General features: G+C 44.5%; 14 protein-coding genes. 7 read left to right on the plus strand and 7 right to left on the minus strand.

Annotation, left to right across the window (positions count from 1 at the left end; genetic code table 11):
- Positions 1-80: 80 nt before the first annotated feature.
- The 4 genes from WJM94_RS20165 to WJM94_RS20180 all read right to left on the minus strand — a co-directional run bounded on the left by WJM94_RS20165 (position 81) and on the right by WJM94_RS20180 (position 4,584).
- Positions 81-1,517: an IS1182 family transposase gene (locus tag WJM94_RS20165; RefSeq protein ID WP_444493534.1), complete on the minus strand. Its 1,437-nt coding sequence runs from the start codon at positions 1,515-1,517 to the stop codon at positions 81-83.
- Between the two features lie 120 nt (positions 1,518-1,637).
- Positions 1,638-2,774 (minus strand): GlxA family transcriptional regulator, encoded by a 1,137-nt coding sequence (locus WJM94_RS20170; protein ID WP_444495968.1) that lies wholly within the window; start codon positions 2,772-2,774, stop codon positions 1,638-1,640.
- 704 nt (positions 2,775-3,478) lie between these two features.
- Positions 3,479-4,453 (minus strand): alpha/beta hydrolase, encoded by a 975-nt coding sequence (locus tag WJM94_RS20175; protein WP_444495969.1) that lies wholly within the window; start codon positions 4,451-4,453, stop codon positions 3,479-3,481.
- Positions 4,435-4,584, minus strand: coding sequence for a twin-arginine translocation signal domain-containing protein (locus WJM94_RS20180; protein WP_444495970.1), 150 nt, complete (start codon positions 4,582-4,584; stop codon positions 4,435-4,437). The genes WJM94_RS20175 and WJM94_RS20180 overlap by 19 nt, the downstream gene beginning before the upstream one ends.
- A gap of 692 nt (positions 4,585-5,276) precedes the next feature.
- Between WJM94_RS20180 and WJM94_RS20185 the strand changes: the two genes are divergently transcribed.
- Positions 5,277-6,476 carry an MFS transporter gene (locus WJM94_RS20185; RefSeq protein ID WP_444495971.1) on the plus strand — a complete coding sequence of 400 codons (1,200 nt, stop codon included), beginning with the start codon at positions 5,277-5,279 and terminating at the stop codon, positions 6,474-6,476.
- Positions 6,477-6,584: 108 nt separating this feature from the next.
- Here WJM94_RS20185 and WJM94_RS20190 read toward each other — a convergent pair whose 3' ends face one another.
- The gene (locus WJM94_RS20190) at positions 6,585-7,556 is read right to left on the minus strand and encodes a glucokinase (protein ID WP_444495972.1); all 972 of its coding nucleotides are present in this window, start codon (positions 7,554-7,556) and stop codon (positions 6,585-6,587) included.
- A 188-nt stretch (positions 7,557-7,744) separates the two neighbouring features.
- On the opposite strand from WJM94_RS20190, the gene WJM94_RS20195 reads away from it, so the two are divergent.
- The 3 genes from WJM94_RS20195 to WJM94_RS20205 all read left to right on the plus strand — a co-directional run bounded on the left by WJM94_RS20195 (position 7,745) and on the right by WJM94_RS20205 (position 9,761).
- Positions 7,745-7,930: a hypothetical protein gene (locus WJM94_RS20195; protein WP_444495973.1), complete on the plus strand. Its 186-nt coding sequence runs from the start codon at positions 7,745-7,747 to the stop codon at positions 7,928-7,930.
- Between the two features lie 4 nt (positions 7,931-7,934).
- On the plus strand, positions 7,935-8,150 hold the full coding sequence (locus WJM94_RS20200) for a hypothetical protein (protein ID WP_444495974.1): 216 nt from the start codon (positions 7,935-7,937) through the stop codon (positions 8,148-8,150).
- A gap of 456 nt (positions 8,151-8,606) precedes the next feature.
- Positions 8,607-9,761, plus strand: coding sequence for an MBL fold metallo-hydrolase (locus tag WJM94_RS20205; RefSeq protein WP_444495975.1), 1,155 nt, complete (start codon positions 8,607-8,609; stop codon positions 9,759-9,761).
- Positions 9,762-9,921: 160 nt separating this feature from the next.
- Here the strand turns inward: WJM94_RS20205 and WJM94_RS20210 are convergent, their stop codons facing one another.
- On the minus strand, positions 9,922-10,845 hold the full coding sequence (locus tag WJM94_RS20210) for a LysR family transcriptional regulator (protein ID WP_444495976.1): 924 nt from the start codon (positions 10,843-10,845) through the stop codon (positions 9,922-9,924).
- A gap of 151 nt (positions 10,846-10,996) precedes the next feature.
- Between WJM94_RS20210 and WJM94_RS20215 the strand changes: the two genes are divergently transcribed.
- Together WJM94_RS20215 and WJM94_RS20220 are read left to right on the plus strand one after the other, a co-directional pair.
- Positions 10,997-11,449 carry a nuclear transport factor 2 family protein gene (locus tag WJM94_RS20215; protein ID WP_444495977.1) on the plus strand — a complete coding sequence of 151 codons (453 nt, stop codon included), beginning with the start codon at positions 10,997-10,999 and terminating at the stop codon, positions 11,447-11,449.
- Positions 11,450-11,500: 51 nt separating this feature from the next.
- A complete protein-coding gene (locus WJM94_RS20220) occupies positions 11,501-12,448 on the plus strand; it encodes an LLM class oxidoreductase (RefSeq protein WP_444495978.1) in 948 nt (315 codons plus the stop codon).
- 97 nt (positions 12,449-12,545) lie between these two features.
- Here the strand turns inward: WJM94_RS20220 and WJM94_RS20225 are convergent, their stop codons facing one another.
- On the minus strand, positions 12,546-12,800 hold the full coding sequence (locus tag WJM94_RS20225; RefSeq protein ID WP_444495979.1) for a hypothetical protein: 255 nt from the start codon (positions 12,798-12,800) through the stop codon (positions 12,546-12,548).
- 180 nt (positions 12,801-12,980) lie between these two features.
- Here WJM94_RS20225 and WJM94_RS20230 point away from each other — a divergent pair, with 180 nt between their 5' ends.
- The gene (locus WJM94_RS20230; protein WP_444495980.1) at positions 12,981-14,435 is read left to right on the plus strand and encodes an ATP-binding cassette domain-containing protein; all 1,455 of its coding nucleotides are present in this window, start codon (positions 12,981-12,983) and stop codon (positions 14,433-14,435) included.
- Positions 14,436-14,664 lie beyond the last annotated feature (229 nt).

Raw genomic sequence — 14,664 nt, forward strand, 5'->3', positions numbered from 1 at the left:
TCAGATTGATGACGAACCCCACTTTTAAGGTGGGGTTCTGTTTTTTTTGCGGCCGCAGGCCGCGATCGCGATATTTTTTGTTAGATAAACTCTAGAGCGTTAGTGTTCTTAAATTGGCGTATATAAGTGAGGATTTGCGCTATTTCACCTCGATTTAGGCCGAGTTTACGCAGAGTGCTCACCACCAACGCTATCTTCTTGATGTTTTGAGCAGCCGCCGCCAACCAGCACTGCATCTGCACCTTGGCTAACCCTCGAAAGCGAGCGTATCGATGACCGTGATGTTGTTTTGCATCGGCGAAGCTTCTTTCTACCGTTTCACTTCTCCGCCTGTAGGTTTTCTTTCCATAAGCAGAGAGCCGCATCTGGTTGGCTCTATCCATGGCCTCCGTATAGATATGCCTCGTGATGACCTTCTTCATGTTTTTACTTTGAGTACAGTCATCACGCATTGGGCAGAACGCACATTCTTTAGGGTCTGAGTGATACTCTCGGTAAGCGCCGCGTGACGTCGTCTTGTAGATAAGGTCCTGTCCGTTGGGGCAACGATAGCTGTCTTTTTCTTTGTTATAGATAAAGTGTTTCTTCTTGAAGGCATTCTTTGTGCGTGATGGTCGGCGATAGCCGAACACGCCAAGTATCCCTCGGCGCTCAAGGGATTCAGCAACAGGGGCCGTGAAGTAACCGGCATCAAGACCAACGGCGATAGGATTGAGGTTAAACTGTTCAAGCGTGTGGTCGAGACGGCAGATATAAGGCTGGGAGTCATTGACATTCCCCGCGGTCGCATGGGTATCAACGATGATGCCATGCTGACCATCAACCGTGCGATGGTCGAGATAGAAGAACCCTTGCGGCTTATTGTCTCGGGTCATGAAGCCACTTTCTGGGTCAGTCGTACTGCTCTTCGTGTTATTAGCTTTCTGCTCAGAAGTTCGTTCTTTAAGTGGCTTCTTTCCCTCTTTTGCTCGGTCTAGTGCAACGTCTTCATCCAGCATATCTAAATATGCACTCGCTCGGACTGCCGTTTGTTTATTGGTGTGCTTGTTTTTGTTCGCGTTCGCTTTGAGGTGAGTGCTGTCAGTAAAGAGCTCTTGTCCAGCGACTAAGCCTTTAGCCATCGCTTGTTGAACGATGTTAATAAAGATACGTTCGAAGACATCCGTACCATTGAAGCGACGGATACGGTTTTGACTGAGTGTCGAGGCATGGATGACCTTTTCAGTGAGGGACATGCGGAGGAACCAACGATATGCGACATTCACTTCGATTTCTTTGACAAGCTGACGCTCGCTTTTTACGCCGAAGATGTACCCCAGTAGGATAATTTTGAATAGGCGGACAGGGTCTACAGGTGGTCGGCCATTGTCTTTGCAATAGAGGTGGGCGACTTCATCACGAATGAATTCAAAATCGATAGCAGAGTCAATTTTACGCACAAGGTGGTCTTTGGGAACAAGTTGTTCCATCGTCACCATTTCAAGTTCGTATTGTTGTGGAGAAGGTTCTTGAAGCATGTCGAGGTATCCAGATTTCGATACTCCTATTAGATCAAAGGACTAGCCTGATGGCTAGTCCTTTGTCAGCAGTCTGACCGCTATCTCTTGGGATAGCGGTCTTTTATCAAACTTTACAGATTAGATTGAGATCGAACCATAAGTAGGCTCGTGTTTCGCCTCATACAACACTTTAGATGAACGTATTGGCTTGGTGTTAAATTGCATTAAATCAACGATAGTGTCGGTTTCCAACGCTGGCGGAGCAACATTCACACTCGCCACAGCCGATGAATGTGTCCCCAATCGTTCCGCTTTCGGAGAAATGCCAATATGGACACGATAACACTTGCTGAAATGCGGTGATGATACAAAACCACACGCTGTCGCGATTTCGATGATTGACATCGAGGTTTGTCTTAACAACTGTCTTGCACGGTTCAATCTAAGCTTCAGATAGTATTTTGATGGTGAGCACTGCAAATATTTCTGGAACAGACGCTCTAACTGACGGCGCGATAAACCGACGTACATCGCTAATTCATCAAGTTCGATGATCTCTTCTATATTCGCTTCCATTAAAATAATAGCTTCAACTAACTTAGGCTGAGCGGTACCAACCGTATGTTTAAGAGGGATACGCTGAGTATCATTTTCACCGCGGATATTGTCGCAGATAAACATTTCAGAAATGCTTGAACCAAGCTCACGACCATAATCTTTCTGGATCATGGTGATCATCATATCCAATGGCACGGTTCCACCACTACATGTCATACGATCTCGGTCGATAACAAACAAGTGATTGAGACAATTTACTCGAGGGTGACGCTCTTGCAACGTCGCAAGACATTCCCAATGAACACTACACTGATAGCCATCCAGAAGACCAGCTTCTGCCAGCACATAACTCCCCGTACACACGCCACCAAGAACAACATGCTTACGAGCTAAAGACTGTAACCAAGTTATTTGCTTGCGCGTGAAGCTACGTGTGATATTCACACCGCCCACTACAATCAGAGTGTCTAGCTGTGGCGCATCGGCCATTGAACAATCTGGCTTGATAGTAATACCATCGCTAGATTCAACGTCGTCACCATCTTCCGAGATCACATACCAATCATACAGTTCCTTTCCTGTCAGCTGGTTCGCCATGCGCATCGGGTCAACCGCTGATGAAAACGCAAGCATAGTAAAATTATCCAACAGCAAAAAACCAATACGGTTTACTTCCTTGTTCGACGCGTAATCGAACTTACTTATTGAGACTGACATAGCGCACTCCAATGTAAAGGAGATTTATTATTAATCGGTAGAACTAGCTATTTTTATATGGGCTTAGTACACCGCATTGAGCACCTTTGTCTAAGCAACAACTATGCCTATGTATTTACATAAGGCGAATATTTTTGCAACATCAAGTTTAAAACTACATGAGCCAAGATATCTGTTTGAATGTATTGTCTATTTTTTTAGTAACCCGATGACAGATTTTGTATCAGATGCACCTTTCCGATGCTTCTAACCAACTTACTGCAATCACACGCACCAAAATAATGCAAAATTAAACAAGCACTCAATTTTTTGACCCAATAAAAACCATACAATTTAAAGGCTTAGATCAATTATTCGGTTTGCTTTAAGACAATGATATAAATGGGAAAAACTGTAAATCCACGTACACATTAGGATGGTAAATCATTTGTTTTAAACGTTACGCAAACGTAACATTACAGTTAATAAAAATGCAATTCAGTGAATTTGCACACAGAAATAGTCATCATGAAGAAAAAATTTATTGTACTGTCGGATAAATAACTATTCTTCGCACAAAAACAAAGAAGCCAACGTCTGTGGTCAACTGATGTTGGCTTCTTTTAGGGGTGTTTACTGGCTCATTGCCTCGCTCTCGTCGAAAGTAAGACGCCTTCAAGGCTAGCTGTAAAAGCTGGCTTATTCAGCCTGGACGAGTGCCTGACTTACGCTAAATGCTCTTTAAAGAAGCCTTCAATTTTGTCGAAAGGAATGACATCCATCTGATCATAAAGATCCGTATGGTTAGCGTTAGGAATGATCATCAGTTCCTTCGGCTCTGCAGCTGCTTCATAAGCGGTTTCGCTGAAATAACGCGAGTGTGCCTTTTCACCATGGATAAGCAGAACCGGACGCGGCGAAATTTCTGCGATGTAAGTTAAGATCGGCATGTTCATAAACGACAATGGGGTTGTGATCGTCCAAGAAGCATTTGAGTTAATTGCTCTTGGGTGGAAGCCGCGTTGCGGATCCTTGTAGTAAGCCGCATATTCAACAACAAATTGTGGTTCACCACCTTGTAGCTCAAGTGAGACAGGACCGTAAGCAGGCTTGCCACTTTCTGCGTCTTTCCAGCGTTGTTGCCCCAATTGCTCTAGGCCCTGTGTACGCTGTTCAAGAGTGACACTGTCGTTGTAGCCTTTCGACATGACTCGGGTCATATCGTACATAGTGCTTGCGACAACGGCTTTAACACGTTTGTCGATTGCTACCGCATTCAATGCCATGCCACCCCAGCCACAAATGCCGATTACGCCGATACGTTCGCGATCAACATTTTCCAGCAAACCAATAAAGTCAACTGCAGCACTGAAGTCTTCAGTATTAATATCCGGAGAAGCGACATTACGTGGTTCACCACCACTTTCACCAGTGTAAGAAGGGTCAAATGCCAACGTAATAAATCCACGTTCTGCCATTGTTTGTGCGTACAGCCCAGATGACTGCTCTTTTACTGCACCAAAAGGTCCGCTAAGAACGATGGCTGCAAGTTTGGCAGAACTGTTTTTTGGCTGATAAAGATCAGCAGCAAGCGTAATACCGTAACGGTTTTTGAAAGTCACTTTTTTGTGATCAACCTTGTCGCTTTTCGCGAACGTTTTGTCCCAGCTATTACTTAATTCTATATTTGGGCTTGCCACGGCCTGACCTCCTGTAAGTGCACCAACGCCAAAGCAACCACGCCTGCACCAGTCAATTTCAATGCATTTCGACGGCTAGCGTCAGGCAAATCCTGACTAGCGATTGTGTTGTTATTGTCGTGCTTGTTCATTCTAGTTTCTCCTGATAAACCAGCTAATCTCGTTAGCTCAGTGTCGATGCTTGCTTTCAGTAGCCATCCGCAGACTGAGTCAATTCGTCTAGCTTGCGAACGGGTTTCGCTATAGGAAGAGTGATTCTCCTTGCGAATCTATTGATATCTATGATGTAACAAGTCACCGATTTACGTTATCCGGATACTACGTATTCTTTGCACAATCCTCCAAGTTGATAACCATAAGGAGCTGTATTTCACAACCAAGCGTGTGCACAGCCTAGGCACAGCCGATCAACGACAAACTATTAGTTACTGATATATTTAAATATATTGAAATTCGTTAGTGTTAATCACGCTACTACGTATTGTTCGCAGAGACTTTAGCTGCTGCCTGATCATGTATTTACCCTTTCTAGGAATAAGTCATATACGCAGTATCACTGTTTCATCGCCCTTTCACATAGAATGTTGCAAGCGAGATTGACCAACCTTGCACAACATAACGCGTCTGATGCATTACTGAGCACTTCCATGAAAAAGCGAACATAACGATTAGACATTTTCTGGCAAGATTTGTGGAATATCGGGCAACAGCATCCAACCACATCCCACGTACAATCAGTCTATTGGCTTGAACTTGCTACCACCCTTTTATCTCGTCATACGGCATTGACTTAGATGATCTAAGTTGTCGAAAGGATATTCCCGTGCAAATAAACATTAATCGATTTTCTTTTGTGGGAGCTTCACTGTCCCTGATGGTGACCTACGTTACTTCCGCGGTACCCATCCCACTTTATGGAACTTACCAGCTTCATGACCATGTGAGCTACCTTGAGTTGTCTTTAAGCTCTGTGGTCTACTTTATTGGCGCGGTCACCGCACTGGTCTTATTTGGTCGACTATCTAACCACTGGGGAAGAAAGACCGTTTCAGTTATCTCATTATTGTTAGCTGCACTGTCCGTGGTTGTGTTCCTCAATGTACACAGCGCGACTCCACTCATTTTAGGACGTTTATTACAAGGCCTATCTTGTGGTTTATCATCGACTGCCCTTGCTTCATGGGTGGTTGATCACGCACCTTCCGTACCATCGTGGATCCCCCCAGCGGTGATCAGTTGTGGACCGATGACTGGCCTTACTGTCGGGGGGGTTGGCTCCGGTTTCTTAATCGAGTACGCCCCTTACCCGCGTTTATTACCTTTCGGTATTGCTTTCTGTCTGATCGTTTGCTGTATGGTGTTGATACTGAAGAGTCAAGAAACCATGAAGCGCAAGCCGGGTGTTTTGTTTTCACTTAAACCAAACTTCACACTACCGCCTTCTGCTAAAAAAGCGTTTCCACTGGCTGCGTGCACATTTGTATGTACTTGGGCGCTCGGCGGATTTTTTCAGGCATTTGGACCCGCTATGGCTCGTGAACAATTGCATTCTCAGAGTGCGGTAGCAGCTGCTTTGGTTTTTGCTTCTATCATGGCACCAAGCTCTATTGGCGCTTCTATCGCTGGCCGAATGACACCACAAAGAGCTCAGTTCACAGGGATGCTTTCATTTACGGTATTTGTAGGCAGTATCTTGTTAGCACTGCAACAAGGATTACTCAGCGCCTTCCTTGCTGCCAGTATTTGTGCCGGTATTGCTCAGGGATTGGTTCTAACTGGGAGTATAGGCACGATGGTTTCAGGCTTATTGCCGCACGAACGAGCGAATGTCTTTTCGGTGATTTACGCAACGTCCTATATTGGAGCAGCGCTACCAACATTTATTTCCGGTCAGCTGTCAGAAAAATTTAGCTTGTTGCAGATTGCCAGTAGCTACGGTGGGTTAGCGCTCTGTGGGTCGGTGGTTATATTATTAAGCCGCATGGCACGTGTTCAAAAAGAAACGGCTCGCGAAACGCCATAGTACTGACCTGAAACAACCTAAAGACGCTAGGTCGAGCAAGGATAGCTTGGGTATTTAGCGATGAGTAAGCCGAATCCCATTTGCGAATTCGGCTTACTGTAAAAAATATTAATTGATAGAGATATTTAATGATTGCCTGATGTATGTACCAGAACCAAGTAGTCCAGGATCAGAATGGGTAATTAAGAACACCGGGATTGATTTAAGGTATTCATTGAAACGACCTTTATCTTCAAATGCGACGCGAAAGCCAGACTTAACAAAAAGTTCCTGAATTTTAGGTACAATACCTCCAGCAATGTAGACTCCGCCAAACGAGCCATTCGTCAATGCCAAGTTTCCGCCGAAACGTCCCATCAGGATGCAAAACAGATTAAGGGCTCTTTCACAATCCTCACATTCCGCTTTGAGCGCCTTCTCGGTGATCATCGCTGGTGTGAAATCTTCTGGTTCAGCGCCACGATGCGAGACAACAAAATCGTAAATATTTCTGATACCTTGGCCGGATAAACAGCGCTCTGCGGATACGCGTCCAAATTTGTTACGCAGGTAAACAATTAATTCATCTTCTTCTGGAGTGCAAGCTGCCAGGTCAACATGCCCACCTTCTCCCGGTACGCTATGCCAAAGATTACCACCATGAATTAACTGAGCGACACCTAACCCAGTGCCCGCACCGTATACTGCTATTGGTTTATGTAAAATTGGTGCATCGCCACCAACTTGAATACTGTCCTCTGGCTTTAAGCTCGGGATAGCAAACGAGACGGCTGTAAAGTCGTTAATAACTTCCAGAACCTTCAAATTCAGTTGGGTTTTCAGCTCCTGAATCGAGAACTCCCAATGATGGTTAGTCATTGAAACCCAGTCCCCTGTTATTGGACAAGCAATTGCAATACACGCTGAAGAAATTTGATTTTCATGACGAGCGAGGTACTGGCGCATCACCACATCCAAAGTTTCAAACTCTGCGGCAGGGTAAGTAACAATATCGCTTATTGCCCCTGTTTCTAACTCACAAAGCGCTAAGCGAGCGTTGGTTCCCCCGATATCCCCCACCAAAGCATACTGTTCCGACATTACTTCTCCTTAATCATTCGCAAACTCAAATATTGGTAAAAGACGAATCTAAAACCAATCAATGTAATAAGATGAAACGCCACATTTCACAGAAAAAATAGTCAATGCTCTACGATGGTAAATACTGAGCGTTACAACGAAATAATGCTTTTAAGCAAGTAAAGAATAGCAGAGGGTTTGAGGTAGGTATGCTGGTTGGTGCTCAAATCGCAGGTATGGTTTACAACCAGTTCTTACAAGGAGCAGCAGAAGGCGCACCTTTTATCCAAAAACACTTAATTAATCGTACCGAAAAAGCGTTTGATGATTTCGCGTCTGGTACACAAGAATATAACCTAAACCGCAGCCTGATGGGCTTAGACAAGGAAGACTGAATCAATGAAACTGAAAAACTGGGTTAAAACTGGCGTACTCTCTTTAGGCTTACTGTCATCATCACTTGTCACGGCAAACGCCAATCCGGACGATATCGCACTGCAAATGTACACCTTAAGGGATGTAGGTACGCTGGAAGAGCAATTTGCGATGGCATCATGGCATGGGATGAAGTACTGCCAGTTGCACAGAAAGAATACGTTCAATGGTATGTTGTAGAACACGACATGCCTGCAGATGCAGAAGCTATTATCAGCAAAGCCAATCAGTATCTGAATGAGAATTTAGCTCAAGGTCACTAATCTTCCGACCAGATTGAAAGCGGCGCGAATATTCGCGCCGCTTTTATTATTTAGAGACAAGGTGAGGTCTGTCTCAAGTTAAGCCGGATAACCATCGACACCTTTAAATGACGAATAGCCGTCGTCTTTGAACCTTTAATCGCACTGGCGATCTTAATCGGGTTAATCATACGCCGTAGTAATAGGCAAAAATAAGACAAAAATGGGTCTTTATTCTCTTCTGCTCATATCAGACAATAACCTGCATAAATTCATATCATGATAAAATATGTGAGTAACACTATGAAAAATAGTGACACTCCGTTTAATCGACAGAATCAGCAAGCCCAATTAACGCCAAATTAAACATTCACTATCGGAATGTGGAGAACCAATGTCCCAATCTGAAACGCAAACCGTCGAGTTAACTTACGTAAAAACTAAAAATCTGTGGCAAAGGATACGCAAGTTTATCAAGATATTCATTAGCTTACTCGCGATAGTTTCTGCCGGTATCTATACCTATATGTTGCAGCCACAGTTTGCAGCACCTTATGTTAAAGAAGCCAGCTATCAAGGTAAATTCACAGACGGGAAGTTTCACAATATTGAAGAAGTTCCGGTATCGACTTCAAGTGAGGGTGCTCTGGTCGGATTCTATCGCTTCCTCACGGACCCGGTAGTTGATGCGGTACCAGTTACAACGCTACCTTCAATAAAGTCCGATTTATTGAGCCTTAACCCTAACGATAACGTGATGGTTTGGATGGGTCATTCCAGCTATTTTGTTCAATTGGATGGTATCCGCTATTTAATTGACCCGGTTTTTAGTGAAAATACTTCTCCCGTTCCGTATACCAATGTCGCGTTCTCCGGCAGTAACGTTTACACGGCAGATGATATCCCAGAAATAGATTATTTATTGATTTCTCACGACCATTGGGACCATCTCGATTATCCGACCATCAATGCGCTTAAACAAAAAATCGCTCACATTGTCGCCCCAATCGGTGTCGGCTCATATTTCACTCAGTGGGGATTCAAACCTAATCAGGTCACCGAAGGAGATTGGTATGACTCAGTCTCAACAAAAGCTGGTCGTATTCATATTCTCCCAGCACAACACTTCTCGGGTAGATTGCTAAAACGCAACCGTACACTTTGGGCATCATTCGTGATCTTATCAGGTCAGCATCAGATTTATCTCGGCGGTGACAGTGGTTACGGAGAGCATTTTAAAACTATCGCCGAGCAGTTTGGCGGCTTCGATATTGCGGTGCTTGAAACAGGTCAATACAACGAAAACTGGCCGTTCATTCATATGATGCCAGAAGAAGTCGCGCAGGCAGCCAACGATCTTAATGCAAAAGCATTACTGCCTTCACACAATAGTAAATTCAAGCTGTCTAAACATGCTTGGTATGAACCGCTAGAGCGAATTGCTAAGGCGAGCCAGAACCAAGATTACCGCTTAATGACACCAATGATTGGAGAAATAGTCGGCTTAGATGATAACAATCAGACTTTTTCTCATTGGTGGAGGCAGTAATACCAATCTAAAAAAATCAGTGCCTGATAATCGGGGGAATCTTTGCGATTCCCCTGCCCAAAGCTTAAAAGTGGACAGGATCCATAACAATTGACGACTTGATATAAGGTCAAAGCACAAGCCTTTTTAACGGGATGAATATTCTTCGACGGGATTTAATTTATAGGTGATAGACAGAAGTCGGCGAATGCGATTCTTCAAGCAACGCATCAATCACAACTCTCTGACGCGGTTTTAGATAGCGCGAACGTGGCCACACAGCATGTATAGGCATTTCTGCACCAGCCCATTGGTCTAAAACAGTCACTAAGGCTCCAGTTGCCAAATGCTCATTGACCAGCCAAGTAGGCAACTGACTTAACCCCATACCATTCAGTGTCGCATCAATCATCGCGTCGCCATCACTAAAGTCATAACGTCCTCGAATCACTTGAGAAAAAGACTCTCCGTTTGGCTGACGAAATAGCCAAGCTGGCTGCGAACTACGTCGACTGCCAATAATACAATCGTGCTCAGTTAACTCGGCAGGTAACTGTGGAGCACCTCTGCGTTCAATGTAATCCGGGCTTGCACACACTACCAAACGCTGGCTCCCCAGCTTACGAGCAATCAGATCCGCGTCATCTTCCAACGTGCCAATTCGCACTACCAAGTCCACACCTTCGTCGATAAGGTTGATTCGTCTCTCGGTAAAGTTTACAGACATGTCCAAACTCGGATACTGAGTCGCTAGACGTGATAATACCGGCATTACATGTCTTCGCCCAAAAGCCGCTGGTAAATGAATATTCAAGCGCCCGGAAATCTGGCTACTTCCAGCAACAACACCTGATTCAAGACTCTCTATCTCGTCTAGTATTGCCACCCAGCCATCGAAGAATCTCTGCCCTTCCGGAGTAGGAGTTAAACTGCGAGTCGTTCGGTGCAGTAATGTGGTTCCAAGCTTCTGTTCAAGTCGAGTTACGCTCTTACCTACCGCAGAACCAGTCAACCCTAACCTCTCACCTGCAGCGGTAAAAGAACCCGTTTTGAGTGTTTCGACATATTCAACCACACCAGAAAATTGGGTTTCATATAGCCTCATTATGGAATCCAGGGACTAAATAAATGGAATTTAAACTGTATTATCATCTTTAAATAAGTCAATAGAATACTTCCACACAAGATGATATTGCCCGCTTAACTGCTGTCGCAATGCTTTCCATCGTGATTCAAATATTGAATGGAGATATCCCATGACTGATCAAATTGATATGAAGCGTATTCAAGCCTTATTGGATCGTGAAGAAATTAGAGCCTTACGTTTGCGCTATAGCCAACTATTAGACGGTGGGCAGGCAGAACTTATGGGGGAAGTCTTTACTGAGGACGCAGAAGTCAAAGTAACCGTCGGATCCATGCAAGGTCTGAATGAAATTAAGCAAAGTCTTGCTGAAGCTTACAAAATGTTCGACACCAAAGATCGCAAGCATTTCCCATTCATCCACGCTGTCACTAATCATGACATTACGCTTATTGATGAAAACCACGCGAAAGGCAGTTGCTACTTGCTTGATTTCGTCACGGATCGAGAAAGTGCACAGCACCCATTTTTACTACTTGGTCATTACTTGGATAATTATGTTCGCGTAAATGGTGAATGGCGTATTTCCCACTCAGAGCTTGATGTTCTCTGGCCTGACGCTTAGTAATCCTCGCCCACGCTACCAATACACTGATGGAATTAAAAAGAGACAACCATGACAGAGACACTGAACCCAAGTTTTACGCGCGTGTTTTCCGAAGATAAGATCACGATCGGGCTGCTCACACCGTTGGAAGGTTATCCTAGCTCACCATTTCCCACGTTGGCAGACCACCAGCACACCGCTCAATTAGCGGAGCAAGCAGGCTTTGCCAGTATTTGGTTGCGTGACGTACCCTTTTACGATCCAAACTTTGGTGATGCGGCACAGATGCTCGACCCTTTCGTTTACGCGGGATACATGACCGCAGCAACAAAGTCGATTACTCTGGGCACAGCCGGAATTGTGTTACCGCTCCGTGATCCTATTTCAGTGGCCAAGCAGTCGGCCTCTTTGGATTATCTGACCGGGGGTAGATTCGTACTTGGTTTGTCTACCGGTGATCGCCCTGTAGAATACCCTGCATTTGGAGTTGACTTTGACCAACGAGCTGATTTATATCGCAACTCAGTAGAAATGATTAAGACTCTTCACAGTGAATCATTTCCACAAATGCAAAGCCGCCATTACGGTGATCTCACCGGCAACTTAGACATGCATCCAAAGCCAATACACGGCAAAGTTCCCATGATGGCAGTTGGACGCTCTCGTCAACCAATTGACTGGTTGGCTCGCAACGTCGATGCCTGGATTTGGTCAGTCGATGATGAACGCGCAATCACTGAGATTGTGGCATCACTGAAAACCGCAGCAGGGGATCGTCCAGCGCCTAAATACGGTTACGCGACCTTCTTTGATCTTGATGCTAACCCTAACGCGCCATACCAACGCTTCTACAACGTAGTTCGCATTGGCCGAAATGCACTGATAGAAAGATTAAAGCGACACAAAGAAATTGGTGTTCGTCATATTGCTCTCAACCTTAAGCCCTCACGTCGACCTGCGAACGAGGTCATTGAGGAAATGGGTGAGTTCGTATTGCCCGCTATCAATCAGGACTAAAGGTCATCAAGCACGTGCAATGCTGTCTGAAAGCATTGCTCGTTATTGGAGTTAGCCTTTGTAACCGTATAGCTCATAGAGAAGGCTCAACTAAAAATTAGCCACCCTCGATAGCGGCCAGAGGAACTTGATAAACTTCCTTACCATTAATCACCACATTCCAAGTATCGCCATCTAGTTCAGCTTTTACTTCACCATTAGTAACGTTGACATAATCTTTCATGAAATTAATCGTGAATTCTTCTTCTGCCGGGCTAAGGACCACAATACTAGCCTCGTTGTCCTCCATGCGTAGAATACCAGCCGGACATGTACCGAAATCTTCCTGCCCTTCTGCACGGCATCGCAACATAGTGGTTGCGTCATCATCTGCAGTCTAGATGGGAGAAGTGGTGTTATCGGATGCTGGGTTTATTACCAACACACGCCATCGATGCGTTTCTCTGTGATCAATTTACTTACACCACTCTTCAAGGCTTGGTATAACAGCATCAATAAAGATAGAAACGGTTTAGTTAAGAAAGGAAGCACTGTGAAGATTTGTTTTAAAAACGTAATTGCGAAGGGATGGACTTCGACGCTAGATATCCAACATTGGGAAATTGAAACCGGGCACGCTTGGGGTATTTTTAGTTCCGAAGGGGATATAGGTTCACTACTTGGCGACCTGCTTTGTGGCGAACTTAAGCCAACTGATGGCAATGTCGATCTTGGCGGATGGAAAGTTGCCCAGGTCTCATTGTCTGAGCAGCAACGGCTCTTAGATCTTGAACTCAAAAAAGATGACACTGATTTTCTTGACAGGATCGACCAGGGCAGCACCGTTTACTCACTGATTTTTGAATGCTGCCAAGACCAAGAGATAACTCAAAAGTTAATAGAAGAATTAGATCTTACTCACCTTCAGCAAAGTGGTTTTCGTGTGTTGTCCACGGGAGAAACAAGACGAGTGATGCTTGCTCGCGCCTTGGCAACAAAACCAGATTTAGTCTTGCTAGATAACCCTTTTACAGGCTTGGATGTTGGACACAGAGCTTCATTAGCCAACTATTTGCACTCACTTTCTCAATCTGTACAAATGCTGATTAGCTTTTCTCGAGAATCCGATATGCCAGAGTGGATAGACCGCGTCGCTCTGTTCAATGTGGGTAAGCTTGACAGTACCATGGACAAACAGAGTTGGGATGAACACCCTATCATTGAGCAAATTAAATCGCAGTCAAAGAAACAAAGCGAAGAAATGATGACTTTGATACGTCAGCATCAGCACTCTACACACTTCGAAAACCCTATCTTTGAGCTGAAAAATGGTCACGTAGAATACACTGAGAAACGGATTTTTACTGGCTTAAACTGGCGTATCGACAAAGGTCAGCACTGGCAAGTTAAAGGACCAAATGGCTGTGGCAAGAGTACTTTGCTTGGAATGATATTTGGCGATCACCCACAATGTTACAGCAATGACATTCATATTTTTGGTAAGAAACGGGGCTCCGGAGAAAGTATCTGGGAAATAAAGCAACACATTGGCATGGTGTCGTCCGCTCTGCACCTACAGTACCGGGTGAATTGTAGTGCTTTAGAGGTCATATTATCCGGGTTTTACGACTCGATCGGTTTATACCACCAACCAACACGTAAAGAGATTGACGTCGCGAAAGAGTGGCTAGAAATTCTACATATGAGTCAATATCAAAAAACGTCATTTCGCCAATTGGAATACGGTCAACAACGTTTACTACTGATCGCCCGTGCGATAGTTAAGCAGCCAACACTCTTGATTCTGGATGAACCTTATCAGGGTTTGGACTTCTTAGGAAGACGATTGGTCAAAAACACGTTAGAGCTCATTGCACGTGAAAATCTGAGTCAGCTCCTGTACGTCTCTCATTATCAGGAAGACCGTTTAGAAAGCATCAAAAACGACTTAAAGTTTGTCTTTGATGACGAAGTACAATGTTACCGGGCTCAGGTGTACCAGTACTAGTTCTCTTCGCAGAAAAATCCCTGCCGATGAATATTTCTTAGGGATCGGCTTACTCAGGTGTTTCGATTCCCTTGGCAGTAAGCTTTATTTTCAATTCATCGGCAAATTAGATTAACGCATTCAAAACTACTGCACTCTCGCGTTGAATGACAAAATTGCTCGATAGAGCGTTCGTTGTCTTCATACTTGAGGCGCAGAAATGAGCGAAAAAACCAATCTTTTTATGGGA

The sequence above is a fragment of the Vibrio sp. YIC-376 genome, from assembly GCF_052353105.1.
Taxonomy (GTDB): Bacteria; Pseudomonadota; Gammaproteobacteria; order Enterobacterales; family Vibrionaceae; genus Vibrio.

Bases quoted from the DNA above. Each gene is read 5' to 3' on its own strand.
- WJM94_RS20165 (WP_444493534.1), bottom strand. From the start codon at position 1,517: ATGCTTCAAGAACCTTCTCCACAACAATACGAACTTGAAATGGTGACG.
- WJM94_RS20170 (WP_444495968.1), bottom strand. From the start codon at position 2,774: ATGTCAGTCTCAATAAGTAAGTTCGATTACGCGTCGAACAAGGAAGTA.
- WJM94_RS20180 (WP_444495970.1), bottom strand. From the start codon at position 4,584: ATGAACAAGCACGACAATAACAACACAATCGCTAGTCAGGATTTGCCT.
- WJM94_RS20190 (WP_444495972.1), bottom strand. From the start codon at position 7,556: ATGTCGGAACAGTATGCTTTGGTGGGGGATATCGGGGGAACCAACGCT.
- WJM94_RS20195 (WP_444495973.1), top strand. From the start codon at position 7,745: ATGCTGGTTGGTGCTCAAATCGCAGGTATGGTTTACAACCAGTTCTTA.
- WJM94_RS20200 (WP_444495974.1), top strand. From the start codon at position 7,935: ATGAAACTGAAAAACTGGGTTAAAACTGGCGTACTCTCTTTAGGCTTA.
- WJM94_RS20205 (WP_444495975.1), top strand. From the start codon at position 8,607: ATGTCCCAATCTGAAACGCAAACCGTCGAGTTAACTTACGTAAAAACT.
- WJM94_RS20210 (WP_444495976.1), bottom strand. From the start codon at position 10,845: ATGAGGCTATATGAAACCCAATTTTCTGGTGTGGTTGAATATGTCGAA.
- WJM94_RS20215 (WP_444495977.1), top strand. From the start codon at position 10,997: ATGACTGATCAAATTGATATGAAGCGTATTCAAGCCTTATTGGATCGT.
- WJM94_RS20220 (WP_444495978.1), top strand. From the start codon at position 11,501: ATGACAGAGACACTGAACCCAAGTTTTACGCGCGTGTTTTCCGAAGAT.
- WJM94_RS20225 (WP_444495979.1), bottom strand. From the start codon at position 12,800: ATGTTGCGATGCCGTGCAGAAGGGCAGGAAGATTTCGGTACATGTCCG.